12 protein-coding genes and 1 tRNA gene are annotated in these 13,785 nt (G+C 60.1%); 4 read left to right on the top strand and 9 right to left on the bottom strand.

The window, feature by feature from the left end; translation table 11 throughout:
• Positions 1 to 138: 138 nt before the first annotated feature.
• From ABEB22_RS15115 to ABEB22_RS15080, 8 genes are all read right to left on the bottom strand, one after another.
• Positions 139 to 1,344 carry an oxidoreductase gene (locus ABEB22_RS15115; RefSeq protein WP_406871192.1) on the bottom strand — a complete coding sequence of 402 codons (1,206 nt, stop codon included), beginning with the start codon at positions 1,342 to 1,344 and terminating at the stop codon, positions 139 to 141.
• A gap of 79 nt (positions 1,345 to 1,423) precedes the next feature.
• Positions 1,424 to 1,732, bottom strand: coding sequence for a metalloregulator ArsR/SmtB family transcription factor (locus ABEB22_RS15110; RefSeq protein WP_349295769.1), 309 nt, complete (start codon positions 1,730 to 1,732; stop codon positions 1,424 to 1,426).
• 316 nt (positions 1,733 to 2,048) lie between these two features.
• A complete protein-coding gene (locus ABEB22_RS15105; RefSeq protein WP_349295768.1) occupies positions 2,049 to 2,396 on the bottom strand; it encodes an MliC family protein in 348 nt (115 codons plus the stop codon).
• 301 nt (positions 2,397 to 2,697) lie between these two features.
• Positions 2,698 to 2,773: transfer RNA gene (locus ABEB22_RS15100), tRNA-Val, on the bottom strand.
• 125 nt (positions 2,774 to 2,898) lie between these two features.
• Positions 2,899 to 4,641: a sulfate permease gene (locus ABEB22_RS15095; RefSeq protein ID WP_349295767.1), complete on the bottom strand. Its 1,743-nt coding sequence runs from the start codon at positions 4,639 to 4,641 to the stop codon at positions 2,899 to 2,901.
• A gap of 60 nt (positions 4,642 to 4,701) precedes the next feature.
• Positions 4,702 to 6,381, bottom strand: coding sequence for a TIGR01244 family sulfur transferase (locus tag ABEB22_RS15090; protein ID WP_349295766.1), 1,680 nt, complete (start codon positions 6,379 to 6,381; stop codon positions 4,702 to 4,704).
• Between the two features lie 66 nt (positions 6,382 to 6,447).
• Positions 6,448 to 7,332, bottom strand: coding sequence for an MBL fold metallo-hydrolase (locus tag ABEB22_RS15085; RefSeq protein WP_339115070.1), 885 nt, complete (start codon positions 7,330 to 7,332; stop codon positions 6,448 to 6,450).
• Positions 7,333 to 7,642: 310 nt separating this feature from the next.
• The gene (locus ABEB22_RS15080) at positions 7,643 to 8,323 is read right to left on the bottom strand and encodes a Crp/Fnr family transcriptional regulator (RefSeq protein WP_339115069.1); all 681 of its coding nucleotides are present in this window, start codon (positions 8,321 to 8,323) and stop codon (positions 7,643 to 7,645) included.
• A gap of 120 nt (positions 8,324 to 8,443) precedes the next feature.
• Here ABEB22_RS15080 and ABEB22_RS15075 point away from each other — a divergent pair, with 120 nt between their 5' ends.
• The 4 genes from ABEB22_RS15075 to htpX all read left to right on the top strand — a co-directional run bounded on the left by ABEB22_RS15075 (position 8,444) and on the right by htpX (position 12,678).
• Positions 8,444 to 10,138: a mechanosensitive ion channel domain-containing protein gene (locus tag ABEB22_RS15075; RefSeq protein WP_349295765.1), complete on the top strand. Its 1,695-nt coding sequence runs from the start codon at positions 8,444 to 8,446 to the stop codon at positions 10,136 to 10,138.
• 53 nt (positions 10,139 to 10,191) lie between these two features.
• Positions 10,192 to 10,845, top strand: a complete 654-nt coding sequence (gene deoC, locus ABEB22_RS15070) for a deoxyribose-phosphate aldolase (RefSeq protein ID WP_349295764.1) — start codon at positions 10,192 to 10,194, stop codon at positions 10,843 to 10,845.
• Between the two features lie 170 nt (positions 10,846 to 11,015).
• The gene (locus ABEB22_RS15065) at positions 11,016 to 11,423 is read left to right on the top strand and encodes a hypothetical protein (RefSeq protein ID WP_339115066.1); all 408 of its coding nucleotides are present in this window, start codon (positions 11,016 to 11,018) and stop codon (positions 11,421 to 11,423) included.
• 268 nt (positions 11,424 to 11,691) lie between these two features.
• Positions 11,692 to 12,678, top strand: coding sequence for a zinc metalloprotease HtpX (htpX, locus tag ABEB22_RS15060; RefSeq protein WP_349295763.1), 987 nt, complete (start codon positions 11,692 to 11,694; stop codon positions 12,676 to 12,678).
• Positions 12,679 to 12,683: 5 nt separating this feature from the next.
• Here the strand turns inward: htpX and ABEB22_RS15055 are convergent, their stop codons facing one another.
• Positions 12,684 to 13,736 carry an AbrB family transcriptional regulator gene (locus ABEB22_RS15055; RefSeq protein WP_349295762.1) on the bottom strand — a complete coding sequence of 351 codons (1,053 nt, stop codon included), beginning with the start codon at positions 13,734 to 13,736 and terminating at the stop codon, positions 12,684 to 12,686.
• Positions 13,737 to 13,785 lie beyond the last annotated feature (49 nt).

Here is a 13,785-nt window from a genome sequence, read left to right as displayed (position 1 = left end):
GGAAAGCTCGGAACTCGTTCTTCCGGCGGAACCCCTCACAATCTCAACACAGATTGAGCCGTCGCAGCTAAACCGCCGCATGACCGCTTCGAGCCCATCCTTATCAACATGCTGCGGAGCGTCGAATGGCTGCTTACTTCAACTGAACCGATTGCGCCAAGTCTCACAGCGTTGCGTATCCCGTTTGTCGTAAGCGTCCAAGGCCTCGGCAGGGCTGAGAACAAACTTCTCTTCACGGTCTTCACCAAGCGCTGTCAGGCGCATTGAGTACCAAGCCGTTACACCACCTCGCGGCGGGGCATTGAATGTCGGGAATTCGGGATCACCGCCCGCATCGCTTAACCACATATTGGCGAGAGACGCGTTCAGCACCATTGCGCGGGCAAGACTGATCGCATCGGCAGACCCATCTACCAAAACTCTTGTTGCTTGATCCCTAGTCTCAAATCCGCCCGTCAGCATGATCGGAATGGACGTAATCTTCTTTGCCTGTTTGGCGAAGTCGATGAAGTAGGGGGCGGAAGAGGACGTCCCTTCTGAGCTTGATGCAGCGCCAGGGAAATAGGTGCCTCCGCTGATATCAATCAGGTCCACAGATGTTTCGTCGAGCAATTGAACGATCTGCAACGCATCGTCCGTCGTCAAGCCACCTTTAAGCTTGTCGGTCGAGTTGATCTTGATGCCGATCGGATAGGCAGGTCCGACTGCCTGTCGAACCGCGTCGATAACCTCATTGATCACGCGGAAACGCCGTTCGACTGTACCGCCATAGGCATCTGCCCGATGGTTGAACAGGGGGGACAGAAACTGGCTGAACAGAAACCCGTGACCGGCATGGATCTGAACGCCGCCAAATCCAGCTTTCTGTGCGAGGCTCGCCGCTTGTGCGTAGGTTTGGGGCAGGTCCTGAATGTCCTCCAATGACATGCCGTCACAGCGAAGTCCTTCGACATCAAGGGGAGAAGGCCCTTTCGGTTCGCTGATTGGCGCATGCGCCAATGCACCCGCGTGACCAAGCTGTGGCCAAATGCTTGAACCATTGACCGATCCGCGCCTCGCCAATGCTTTCAGTGCAGTCAGGTCTGCGTCTGGCACCAGCACGAGATTGCCGGGTTTTTCCGGATAGTGGGAATTTGTCTGCACCTCACCGATCAGCGATAGCGCTGCACCTCCTTCGGCCCATCGTTCATACAAGCGCATTTGCATCTCGGTGGGATTGCCCGCGCCATCACCAAGGGAGTCGGACATGGCAGATTTTACAAGGCGGTTCTTCAGCCGCACACCACAGGGCAGGTCCAGTGGTTGTCCCAACAGATTCTTCGCATCATTGCCAATCTTATTCATGCCCACCTTCAATCGCAATATCTCGATATATGGTTTCACATTGACATGGCTCGACCGGTCAGGTCGCCCTATCTGTAAGCTACGTTTTCAGAAGTTCGTCTTGGACTGCCGCGAGGAACGCTTGAATGTTCTCTTCATCGCGCCGGTAGAACGTCCACTGGCCGTGGCGTTCTGCCTTCACAAATCCAGCTTGTTTCAGCAATCCCATGTAGTTCGAGATTGTGGACTGAGACAGTTTCGCCTTCTCCTGAATGTATGCAACACAAACACCTTCAAGATCTTCGTGGCCCGGTAGCGCGGGAGGGAAGTTGGAACGGTCCTTGAGCCATTCCAGAATCCTGCGGCGCATCGGATTGTTCAGCGCTGAGATTGACTTTTCAATGTCCATATATCGAAATATATAGATATTCTAGACTTTGTCAAGACAGCTTTCACTTTGCCAAAGCAGGCATTGGTTCACCCGCAGCGAAAGATCGCAAAGTCCGCATTGCTGACCTTAGCGTGCCAAGCCTTGCTGCATGATGCCACGGACGGCCGGTTTGGGGAAGCTGCGCTCCAGCGGAGCCAGCTCGGCGAATGTCCGGACAGGGCCGCAAGTGACGGAGCACTCGGGCAGTAGTTCGCCGCGCCGCCGTATGTCCGATATGAGCCAGCGTTGGGGGATTTATGGGGTAATCTGTCGCTCGGGCCTTATCACCCCCACTTCACTCGCTGGGTGATTTGCATTGAAGCAGGGGTTTGTCCTTGATGAGATCGCTCAGGGTAGCGTGCTCGCCCGCCGTCCACCATTCGTACTGCCCGGACATGTAACGGGCGCCTGAGGCTGAAACCACGTTGACGAATACACGACGATCTCCCTCCACGGGCAAGAGCGCTAGCGCGTTGGTTTCTGAAGTGATGTATTGTACGAGGAAAGCCTGCCCATCGTCGCATTCGTATCTTAGCGTACGCATTGATACGTCGTAGGAATCGAGGCCGATTGAAATGGAGACCTCCGCCGAAGCTGCCGGAACGAATGCCAGAAGCATCGCAATAACTGCTAGAAAACGCATGAAATATCCTTCCTGTATGTGGGCGGCGGCTCCAAGCAACAAGCATTTGCTGACGTTTCAGCCCGACTATACGGATACATGGATCGGCAGGAACTCCGCATAGCTGCGCGCGATGGTGGCGAGGATGCCGCCTAACAAGGGGTAGCGGGCGCTTCAAGAAACGACGCCGCGGCAATTGTGCCGCTTATGAGGGTTGGGCTTAGCCCGAACCTACGCAATCAACGGAAGTGTCCCATGCTCGTTTTGTCCGTGGGACACTTAACGACCAAATCTATATATTTATTGACTTTTAGCTGGGAAGTGGTGGGCGGTGAGGGACTCGAACCCCCGACATCTTCGGTGTAAACGAAGCGCTCTACCAACTGAGCTAACCGCCCGCCATGCGCTGCTTCTAGCGGCAGGTTTGCGAAGCTGCAAGAGATATTTTCGATAAACATGCCGTTAAAGCCGGATGAAATATCATCATGTTTTTGAGTGGGTTGCCCAGGAACGATTTCCGCTTTCAGCTCCCTGTCGGGCAAATCCGCTCCATGTTCTGCCGCGTCAGCATCTGCCAAGCGTGATATTGCGAGAGGAAAACCTGCCCGTTCAGCTCCGACAGGAAATGCGCCGTTTTCAACCGGTCCATCACGGGGCCTTTCACCTCGCTCAGATGCAGGCCGATATTGCGGTCTTTCAGCAGGTGGTTGATCGCTTCGAGGCTTTCGAGCGCCGAGAAATCGACGCTGTTGACCGCCGAGAACATCAGAACGACATTGCGGATCCGGGGCGCGCGCGTCAGCCGGTCCTGGATATAATCCTCGAGGAAACGGGCATTCACGAAATAGAGGCTTTCGTCGATGCGCAATGTCAGCAGATCGGGATGGGTGATGACCTCGTGACGATGGATATTGCGGAAATGCTCCGTGCCGGGGACCAGCCCCACCTCGGCGATATGCGGTCTGGATGTATGGAGAAGATGTATGACAATCGACAGGATGACGCCTGTCGCGACGCCGATCTCGACGCCCGCGGCCAGTGTGAGCACGATGGTGACCAGCACAGCGGCGAAATCCTTGCGGGAATAGGCCCATGTCTTTTTGAGGATAGAAATGTCCACGAGGCCGAGCACGGCAACGATGATCGTAGCGGCAAGGGTGGCATCGGGCAGGAAATAGACAAGCGGCGTCAAGGCGATGGCCGCGATCCCGAGGCCGATGGCGGTAAAGGCCCCTGCGGCGGGGGTTTCGGCGCCGGCATCGAAATTCACCACCGAACGCGCGAAGCCGCCCGTGACCGGATAGCCGCCGGTAAAGGCGGCGCCGATATTGGCCGCGCCAAGGCCGATAAGCTCCTGATCGGGGCTGATGCGCTGGCGTTTTTTGGCAGCCAGCGTCTGCGCGACCGAGACCGATTCCACAAAGCCGATGATCGAGATCAGCAGCGCGGGCAGGAGGAGCTGCCCGATCAGCTCGGGCGAGAGGTCGGGCAGGGTCAGCGGCGGCAGGCTTTGCGGGACAGAGCCGACGATCGCCACCCCATGCGCCTTCAGCCCGAGCCCCCATGTGAGCCCCGTTGTCACCACCACGGCCGCGACCGGACCGGCTTTGGTCAGGATATCGGCCATGCGGGGCCCGAGGCCCAGGCGCCGGAGCATGGGCTTCAGCCCCTTGCGGACCCAGAACAGGAAGGCCGTAGTCAGCACGCCGATCGCCAGAGTGACCGGATTGATCTGCCCCAGATGCCCGATGATCGAAAGCACCATTTCCGGCAGGGTCGCTCCGCCCGCCTTGATACCCAGAATATGTTTCAGCTGGCTTGTGGCAATCAGGAGACCGGAGGCGGTGATGAAGCCCGCAATGACCGGATGGCTGAGAAAATTGGCGATAAAGCCCAACCGGAACAGGCCGAGCGCCAGCAGCATCAGTCCCGACAGGAGGGCGAGGGTGAGGGCCGCCGCCGCATAGCCCGCCGTGCCTGTCTGCACGATCTGGCCGATGGCCGCTGCCGTCATCAGCGAGACCACGGCCACGGGCCCCACCGCCAGCGCGCGGCTGGTGCCGAAGATCGCATAGAGGAGGATCGGCGCGATGGAGGCATAGATCCCCGCCTCGGGTGGCAGCCCCGCCAGCATCGCATAGGCCAGCGATTGCGGGATCAGCATGATGGTCACGATGAGCGCGGCGATCAGGTCATTGGAAAATGCGTCGCGGTCATAGCGGCGACCCCAGTCCAAAATCGGCAGATAACGGGAGAGAGAGGGCATGTGCGGGCCTATCCTGAAAGGGGCCACGGGCCGTCTTGCGGCCCGTGATCTGGGCAAGGGTCAATCGGCCTTGGCGGAGGCCGCTTCGGGTTTGGCCATCCATTCATGGCCGCGCAGCATTGCTTTCCAGTAGATCGGCGGCAGCAGGCGTTCCTTCAGAAGCCAGGCCGCACGTGTGGGTTGCGTGCCATCGAGCAGCCATTTCGGGAAGGAGGGTTTGAGCACGCCGCCATATCCGAATTCGGCCAGCACGATCCGGCCACGCTCGACCGTCAGCGGGCAGGAGCCATAGCCGTCATATTGTGCCCGTGCCGATTGGCCCGCGATATCGGCCATGATGTTCTCGGCCACGGTCGGCGCCTGTTTGCGCGCGGCCGCCGCCGTCTTGGCGTTGGGGGCGTTCATCACATCGCCCAAGGACCAGATATTGTCATAGGTCTTATGGCGCAGCGTGGCCTGATCCACATCGACCCAGCCCGCCGCATCCGCCAGAGGCGAGACGCGGATGAAATCCGGCGCGGTTTGCGGCGGCACCACATGGATCATGTCGAAATCGGTGGTGAGGATCTGTTTTTCGCTGTCGGGTCTGATGACCTCGAAGGTGGCCGTTTTGGCGGAGCCGTCGATAGAGACCAGTTTATGGAAGAAATTCAGCGTGGCGTCATATTTCTCGACATATTCCATCAGGGCAGGGACATAGTCCTTCACCCCGAAAAGCACGCCGCCGGCATTCATGAACTGGATGTCGATATTTTTCAGAACGCCGCGTTTGAACCACGCATCGCCCGAAAGATACATCGCCTTTTGCGGCGCTCCGGCGCATTTGATGGGCATCGGGGGCTGGGTGAAAAGCGCGCGCCCCTCGGTCGTCGAGGATACCAGCTGCCATGTATAGGGTGCCAGATCATAGCGGTAATTCGAGGTCACGCCATTGCGGCCAAGGGTCTCTTCGAGCCCCTCGATCCCCGCCCAGTCGAGCTTCAGTCCGGGGCAGACCACAAGGCGGTCATATTTCACAACGCGGCAACCATCGAGAATCACGGCGTTCTTCTCGGGCTCGAAAGCGGCCACGGCGGCCTTGATCCATGTGACGCCTTTGGGGATCAGGCTCCCCATGGTTTTGGCGGTTTTCGAAGGTTCAAAGATACCACCGCCGACCATCGTCCAACCGGGCTGATAGTAATGGATATCGGCGGGGTCGATGATAGCGACCTCAAGGTCGCTGCGCCGCGCCTTCAGGCTTGCCGCAACCGAAAGGCCGCCGGCTCCCGCGCCCACGATCACCACCTGATATTTCGCATCGCCCGTATCGGTGGGCGTCTTGCCGCCATTGGCAATCCGGCGAGCGACGCCGTTCATGTCGTAGCCTGCGGCCTTGGCACGGGCGAGAATATCGGTCAGCGAGCGGTCCTTGGCCTGCGACAGTGACCAGAGCGTGGTCGACCGTGTGCCGGTGCGGCAATAGGCGAAGACGGGGCCGGGCAGGGCGGTCAGCGCTGCGGCAAAGGCACTGGCATCCTCCTGCGTCACCATGCCGGGGGTGACCGACAGATAGCGGAACTCCATCTCCTGCTCCTGTGCCGCGCGGGCGATCTCCTCATGGCCCGGCTGGTCCGCGCCCTCGGCATCAGGGCGGTTGCAGATGATCGAACGGAAACCTGCCGCCGCGAGCGTCTGCACATCGGATATGGTGATCTGCGGACCGACGGACAGACCCGTGGCCAGTTCATGCTTTTCCAAAGCTCTTCCTCCTGGGAGATGGTCTTTAGGGGCGGGTCGGTGCCCGCCCCCTGACTGCGGACCTGCTCAGAGCCCGTTCAGGGGCACTTTCAGGTAGCGCTTGCCATCGGTATCGGCGGGCGGCAGGTCGCCGCCGCGCATATTGACCTGCAGGGAAGGGATGATGAGCTTGGGCATGGCCAACTGTGCGTCGCGCTCGGTGCGGAATTTGACGAACTCCTCCTTCGTCCGGCCCTCCCCAACATGGATGTTATGCGCCCTCTCTTCGGCCACGGTGGTTTCCCAGCGGATCTCGCGGCCATTCGGGCCGTAATCGTGGCACATGAACAGACGCATCTCTGCGGGCAGGGAGAGAACCTTCTGGATACTGTCATAAAGGATGCCCGCATCCCCACCCGGAAAATCGGCACGTGCCGAGCCGCCATCGGGCATGAAGAGCGTATCCCCCACGAAGGCCGCGTTCCCCATTACATGCACCATGCAGGCGGGCGTATGGCCTGGCGTGTGCATGGCGAAACAACGCATGCCGCCGACATGATAGACATCGCCGTCATCGAACAGCCTGTCGAATTGCGAGCCGTCGCGCTGGAACTCGGTGCCTTCATTGAAGACCTTGCCGAACGTATCCTGCACCACGGTGATCTGACGTCCGATGCCCAGCTTGCCGCCCAGTTTCTTCTGGATATAGGGGGCGGCCGACAGGTGGTCGGCATGGACATGGGTCTCGATCAGCCATTCGAGCAGCAGCCCTTCGGCCTCGATATAGGCGATCAGCTCGTCGGCATGGTCATAGCTGATCCGTCCTGCCGCATAGTCGATATCCATCACGCTATCGATGATCGCGCAGGCCATGCTGCCCGGATCTTTGACGATATAGCTGATCGTGTTGGTCGCAGGGTCGAAGAACCCTTTGACCACAGGCTGGACGGACATGTCGGTCGTGTAGATCATGCTCGGAACTCCTTGAGCGAAGGACTGGGGGCTTTCCGCGGGAGGGGCGGATGCCGATGAATATATGGACCGGGCAGAACCCGGTGGCTGGTGTCACACCTAAGACCGGTGCGACGGGGAGGGCGCGCCTCTGCACGATACCAGCAGGCCGCAGGCCGGTGAAGGCGGGAACCGCAGAAAGGCATCAATACCACAGCGTCCTGTATCGTTCGGCATTCTGGTCTCCCGATGGGTCGTGAGAAAGGTTTATACCGGATGGAGGGAGATGCACGGTGACTTCGTCACATACGGGCTATGGTTGGTTTCGCACTCAGAGCAGGCCTGCGGCTTTTACAAGGCGCTCGAGCCCGGTCTTGCCGGTCAGCCGGACCTCGCCGCGCGCCTGCTCTATCCAGCCGCGACGGTGGAATTCCGAGAGGGTGCGCGAGATCACCTCGCGAGCGGTGCCCAGTTCGTTGGCCAGCGCCTGATGGGTGGCGCGGATGGTGTCGCGCTCATCGGCCAGTTCCAGAAGCCGCTGCGCAAGCCGCACATCCATGCGCTGGAAGACGATATCGTTGATCAGTGTGAAGAGATCGGTGATCCGGCGCGAATAGGCCTTAAAGACGAATTCGCGGAAAAGGGGCGAGCGGCCCGCCAGATCATCAAAGGTCGCGCGCGGAATGGCCACCGCTGTGACCTCGGTCTCGGCGACACCATCGGCGGCATAATCCTCGAAAGCCAGCATGCAGGCGGTGGTCAGCACACAGCTCTCGCCTGCATTCACGCGGTAAAGGATCACCTCGCGCCCCGTATCGGATTTCTGCTGGACCCGCACCGTCCCCTCGATCAGCAGCAGAAGATTGTCCGCCGATTGACCGGGAGCGAAAATCTCGGTGCCTTCGGGGACTGTCAGCACCTTGCTACCCGCGACCAGCGCCGTGCGGATGTCATCGGGCAGCTGCTTCAGGCCTTCGAATTTATCAATCCAGCCAGTTGTTTCGGGTGTCATCGGTAAAAGCTCCCCTGCCTTGCTCCGGCCTAGGCCTAGCTCCGGCGGCGGCAAAATGCCAGCCGTGGAGATTTTTACACGGCGTCCGGAACCCTGCGTCATCCAGGCGGTTTGCCTTGCATGATCCGTGCCACGCTCCGCGCCCCGTCCCTGCTGTCCCTTCTTCTGTTCTGGTGTCTGGCGGTCATACCGCCCGGCGCGCAGGCAGAGGAAGCTGCGGCCTCCGAGGAATGGTATCAGGTCGATGCGCTCAATCGCGGGCTGGGCACGACACCCGACAAGATCGACCGCACTACGCCGCGCTCGGCTCTGGAGAGTTTCATCATTCAGGCCAATAACGGCGACTGGCTGGCCGCCGCGCATATGCTGGATCTGTCGGATATCGGCGAGATGGAACAGCGCACCAGAGGCCCCGAGCTTGCAAGGGATTTCAAGACTCTTCTGGACCGTAAGATCATCATCGACTGGTATGCGCTCTATGACCGCCCCGATGGCATGAACGAGCGCGGCGGGGCCGAGACGCCGATGGCGGGCAAGTCGCGCCGGTCGATCCTGCTATGGTATGTCGATCTGGGCGACCGGCCGGTGCCGATCCGCATCAATCGGATCAAGCCGAAAAACAGCGAGCCGGTCTGGGTGGTCTCGCGCCAGACGGTGGATAATCTGCCCGCGCTCGGCGATGCGTTCGCGCCCTCCGCGCTCGAGAAGGCCCTGCCTACGGTTTTGCGGCAGGAAGCGATCTGGGGTCTGCAATGGTGGGAGGCGATCGGTTTGCCTCTGGCGATCGCGATCACGGCCCTTATGGGCTGGGTCACCAAAAAGATCCTGTCGCGCGGCATGCATCGTGACCGCCGTGCCGCCCCCGGTTCCTTCCTCGTGGCGATACGCGGCCCCGTGACCCTTCTGGTCATGACGGCGACGATGGGGCTGATTTCCAACAAGCTCTTTATCTTCTCGGGCCGTATCGACACGATTTTGTCGCCTCTGACCGTCTTCGGGATCGTGGCGGCGGTGCTGTGGCTCATCGTCAATATCGCCGACGTGATCATCGAGAGGCTGGTCTCCTTCGATGGGGGCGAGCTCAGTGCGATCGGCGAGGGGCAGGAACTGCGTCGCGCAATGGCCACCCGGGTCTCGGCGCTCAGGCGCGGGGGGATCGTGCTGATCGCAATGGTGGGCGTGGGGATCGTTCTCAACGAGGCCTCCGTCATGCAATCGCTCGGGATCTCGCTTCTGGCATCGGCGGGGACGATCGGTCTGCTTCTGGCCTTCGCCGCACGCAATATCCTGTCCAATATTCTGGCCTCGCTCCAGATCTCGATGAACCAGTCGGCGCGGATCGGCGACAAGATCCTGTTCCGCGATTATATATGCTCGGTCGAGCGGATCAATTTCACCTATGTCCAGCTGCGCATCTGGACGGGGAAACGGCTCGTGGTGCCGGTGGTCGATTTCGTGGCCGAGCCGTTCGAGAACTGGACGATGCAGGAGCATTTTACCCTGTTCGAGGTTATCCTGCGGCTTGATCACCGGACGGATGTCACGCCGCTCCGGGAATATTATCACCGCCTTCTCGACGAATATGGCCTACGCGATGATCCCGATAGCCGCGGCGTCTATGTGTCCAACCACGATATCTGGGGACAGGAGGTTCTGTTCCTCGTGCCGAGCGACGACCCGAATACCGGTCTTGTGACGGCCAACGAGGTGCGTGAGGCGCTGCTGGCAAAGGCGCGCGAGATCGATTGCGACGCCAGGCCGGTCTTCCCGCGTCATGCGCCGATGGACGCTGATGCGGTGCCTGCACAGAGTTGACCCCTTCATTCCGGCCTGCCATGGCTTGTGCGACCATCCTATCACGGAGACACATGATGACGCCTGCCGAACTCGCCGCCTATATCGATCACACCGCGTTGAAGCCCGATGTCACCACCGCCCAGATCGATGCGCTCTGCGCAGAGGCCGCCAGCCATGGGTTCAAATCGGTCTGTGTGAATTCCATCCATGTCCCGCGCGCGGCCAAGGCGCTTGCAGGCAGCGGGGTTCTGGTCTGCACCGTTGTGGGGTTCCCGCTCGGAGCCTCTCCGAGCGTTGTGAAAGTGGCCGAAACGGAATGGGCAATCGCGCAGGGCGCGACCGAGATCGATATGGTGATCTCCGTAGGCGATCTGATCGACGGGCATCTGGACGCGGTGCGTGCCGATATCGCCGCAGTCAAGGCCGCCTGTGGCGATCTTTGCCTCAAGGTCATTCTCGAGACATGCCTCCTGACCGGAAGCCAGATCGCCACGGGCTGTCATCTGGCCAAGGAGGCAGGGGCGGATTTCGTGAAGACCTCTACCGGTTTCTCGTCGGGCGGCGCGACAATCGAGGCGATCTCGATCATGCGCAAAACGGTCGGTCCGGAGATGGGTGTGAAGGCTTCGGGCGGTGTCTCGACGACGGAGGATGCGCTGGCGATGATCGCGGCGGGAGCCAGCCGGATCGGCGCCTCCAAAAGCCTCGCGATCATTGGCGCTTAATATATTTCGAATCGCTCGCTTTGTGACGAAATTGTGAATGTGCAAATATAAACATTAGCGTGCTGTGTTTCTGTCATTTACGGATGAAACACACAGGCGTAGAGGGACGTCATCAATTAGGCGGCTAATCTTGTTCACTACTGGTTAGCCGTATTCACTTGGAGATGACTATGAAAACCACTCTCGTTGCTGCCGCTATCGTTCTTGCCGCTTCCGCAGGTTTCGCTTCTGCCGAAGGCGCAGGCCACGCGCAACTCGCCGCTCAGCTGGGCCTGAACGGTGCCGATTTCACCACTGCGGAACTGACCAATATCCGTGATGCAAAAATCAACGGTGACGTTCAGGAAGCAAAATACTTCCTGAACCACGAGAACCGTGCAAAAGAAAATACCTCGGTTTCTCAAGGTAAAGCCCAGCTGGCAGAGCAGCTCGGCGTTGATGCATCGAAATACTCGATGGCAGAACTCGTTTCGCTCTCGAGCGCGGATGACGCGAAAGAAGCCCGCTTCATCGAAACCGGCACTTCGCGCAATACCGTCGCGCCGATCGCACGCCCCTATCTTGGCACGGGCCGCTAATTCCGGCTCTGTCATGACCGTTGCACATCACTGATGTGCATCTCCAGTGAGGAAGGGTGATCCGGGTCCGGATTGCCCTTCTTCCAATTTTGCCTACTGTCTAAGCAGCTTGAAAACCCACCCTGAATTAGCGGTTTATTCAACAGCTGACTTATGAACTGCCGTGTCATTTCCGTCTTCTGGCGGGCCCGGCCTACATTGCACATCGCATTTTGCTGCCTATATCCAGTTGGACCGTTCGCATGAGAACCGGAATAGGAAAGAGACGATGGGATATGTAAAAACCGCTATGCTGATGGCTGCCGTCACGGCGCTGTTTCTGGGGCTTGGCTATCTCTTGGGTGGCAGCACGGGGATGGTCATCGCCTTCGTGATTGCTGCGGCGATGAACATCTTCAGCTACTGGAATTCCGACAAGATGGTGCTGCGGATGCATAACGCCCAGCCCATCGGTCCGCGCGATCCGTCCGGCCTGAACGAGATGGTGGCAGAGCTTGCGCGCAACGCCGATCTGCCGATGCCCGCGCTCTATATCATCGACACCCCCCAGCCCAATGCGTTTGCCACGGGGCGTAATCCCGAGAATGCGGCCGTGGCTGTCAGCTCGGGTCTGATGCAGGTGCTCTCGCGCGAGGAACTGGCAGGTGTGATTGCCCACGAACTGGCACATATCAAGAACCGCGATATTCTAATCATGACGATCACCGCGACCTTTGCCGGTGCTATCTCGATGCTGGCGAATTTCGCGCTATTCTTCGGTGGTAACCGAGAGGAGAACCGGCTCGGGATCGTGGGCACATTGGCCATGATGTTCCTCGCGCCTCTCGCGGCCTCGCTGGTGCAGATGGCGATCTCGCGCACGCGCGAATACGCTGCCGACAAGCAGGGGGCGCAGATCTGCGGCCATCCGCTTTGGCTCGCGTCGGCGCTTGAACGCATCCAGCAGGGTGCGGCCCAGGTCGATAATATTGCCGCCGAGCGCAACCCCGCTACGGCACATATGTTCATCATCAATCCGCTGCATGGGGGCGGGCGCGACAAGCTGTTCTCGACGCACCCTGCAACCGAGAACCGCGTGGCGGCGCTGCGCGAACTTGCCGCGCAGATGGGCGATAACGGGACGAAGCGTCCCGCAGCGTCCCGCCGGACCGTCCATGCCCAGCCTTTCCAAACCCCGTCGCACGACGATGATGTCAGCGGCAGCTCGCTTCCCAAAGTGGGCCGCCACCGTGACCGGAACAGCCCCTGGAACTGAAGGGTTTAGCGTTTTACCGCAAAGCGGCGGGCCGCCCATGACGCCATAGGTGGCCCCGCAATCAGCACGACAAACAGCCGCAGGATCTGCAAGGTCATGACAAAGGACATGTCCGAGCCGCTGGAATAGGACAGGGCGGCCACGGCATCGATACTGCCCGGAACGGCAGCCAGCACGCCGCTGAGCGTGTCGACATCCACCGCCCATGCAAGCGCGAAGCCGACCCCGCCGCCCAACAACACCATGACGATGGCCGCCCCGATGATTGCGGGCAGGGCAGCGCCTGCCTGACGCAGGAGCGGGCGGTCGAAGCGCAGACCCACATGCGCGCCGATCACGAGATAGGCCGCCACCAGAAACTCATGCGGCATGATCACATTGACGCCTGCAGATTTCAGCGCAATCGCGGTGATCATCGGCACCATCAATCCGCCCGCCGGAACAAAGCGCATGAACCTCTGCGACAGCGGAGCCAGCAGGATCAGCATACAGGGGATCCAGATGGGCCCATGCGGGCTGACCTTCGCCGCCCCTGCTTGTGCAGGATCGGCAAGCCCCGTCATATGGAGGACCGCCGCCAAAGCGGACATCGACAGGATCACCACCAGAATCCGGATGATCTGGATGATGGCCACCGCCCGCGCATCCATGTTGCGCTCCTCGCTGATGGCGATCACGGCACTGGCCATACCCGGCAGGAAGCCCCAGATCGCCTCCTCTTTCGCGATGCGCCCCATCCGTCCGACAACGACCCCCGCCGCAATCGCGATGACCATCGTGGCAAAGAGGCTGGCCAGCGCCTCGGGCCAGAACTCGCCCAGACGCGCGAGTGTGTCGGGTCGGTAGCTCGAGGCGATGAGAACCCCCGTCGCGCCTTGTGCGAGAGCCCGCAAATCGCGGTTGAAAGCCATTTTGTATCCGGCCAGACCGAAACACATCCCCGCGACGATCGGCCCGATCAGCAAGCCTGCCGGCACCCCGAAATAGGACAGCACTCCGCCCGCTGCGATGCCGCTGATAACGATGGCGAGCCATGATACGATCCGTCTTGCCTGCATGCGGGGCCTGTCCTGACTGGTGGTGTTTCGGAGGTGATGTGGCGCGGGA

The organism is Thioclava sp. 'Guangxiensis', from assembly GCF_045348365.1.
Classification (GTDB): domain Bacteria; phylum Pseudomonadota; class Alphaproteobacteria; order Rhodobacterales; family Rhodobacteraceae; genus Thioclava; species Thioclava kandeliae.
This window is presented reverse-complemented; position numbering and strand designations above follow the sequence as displayed.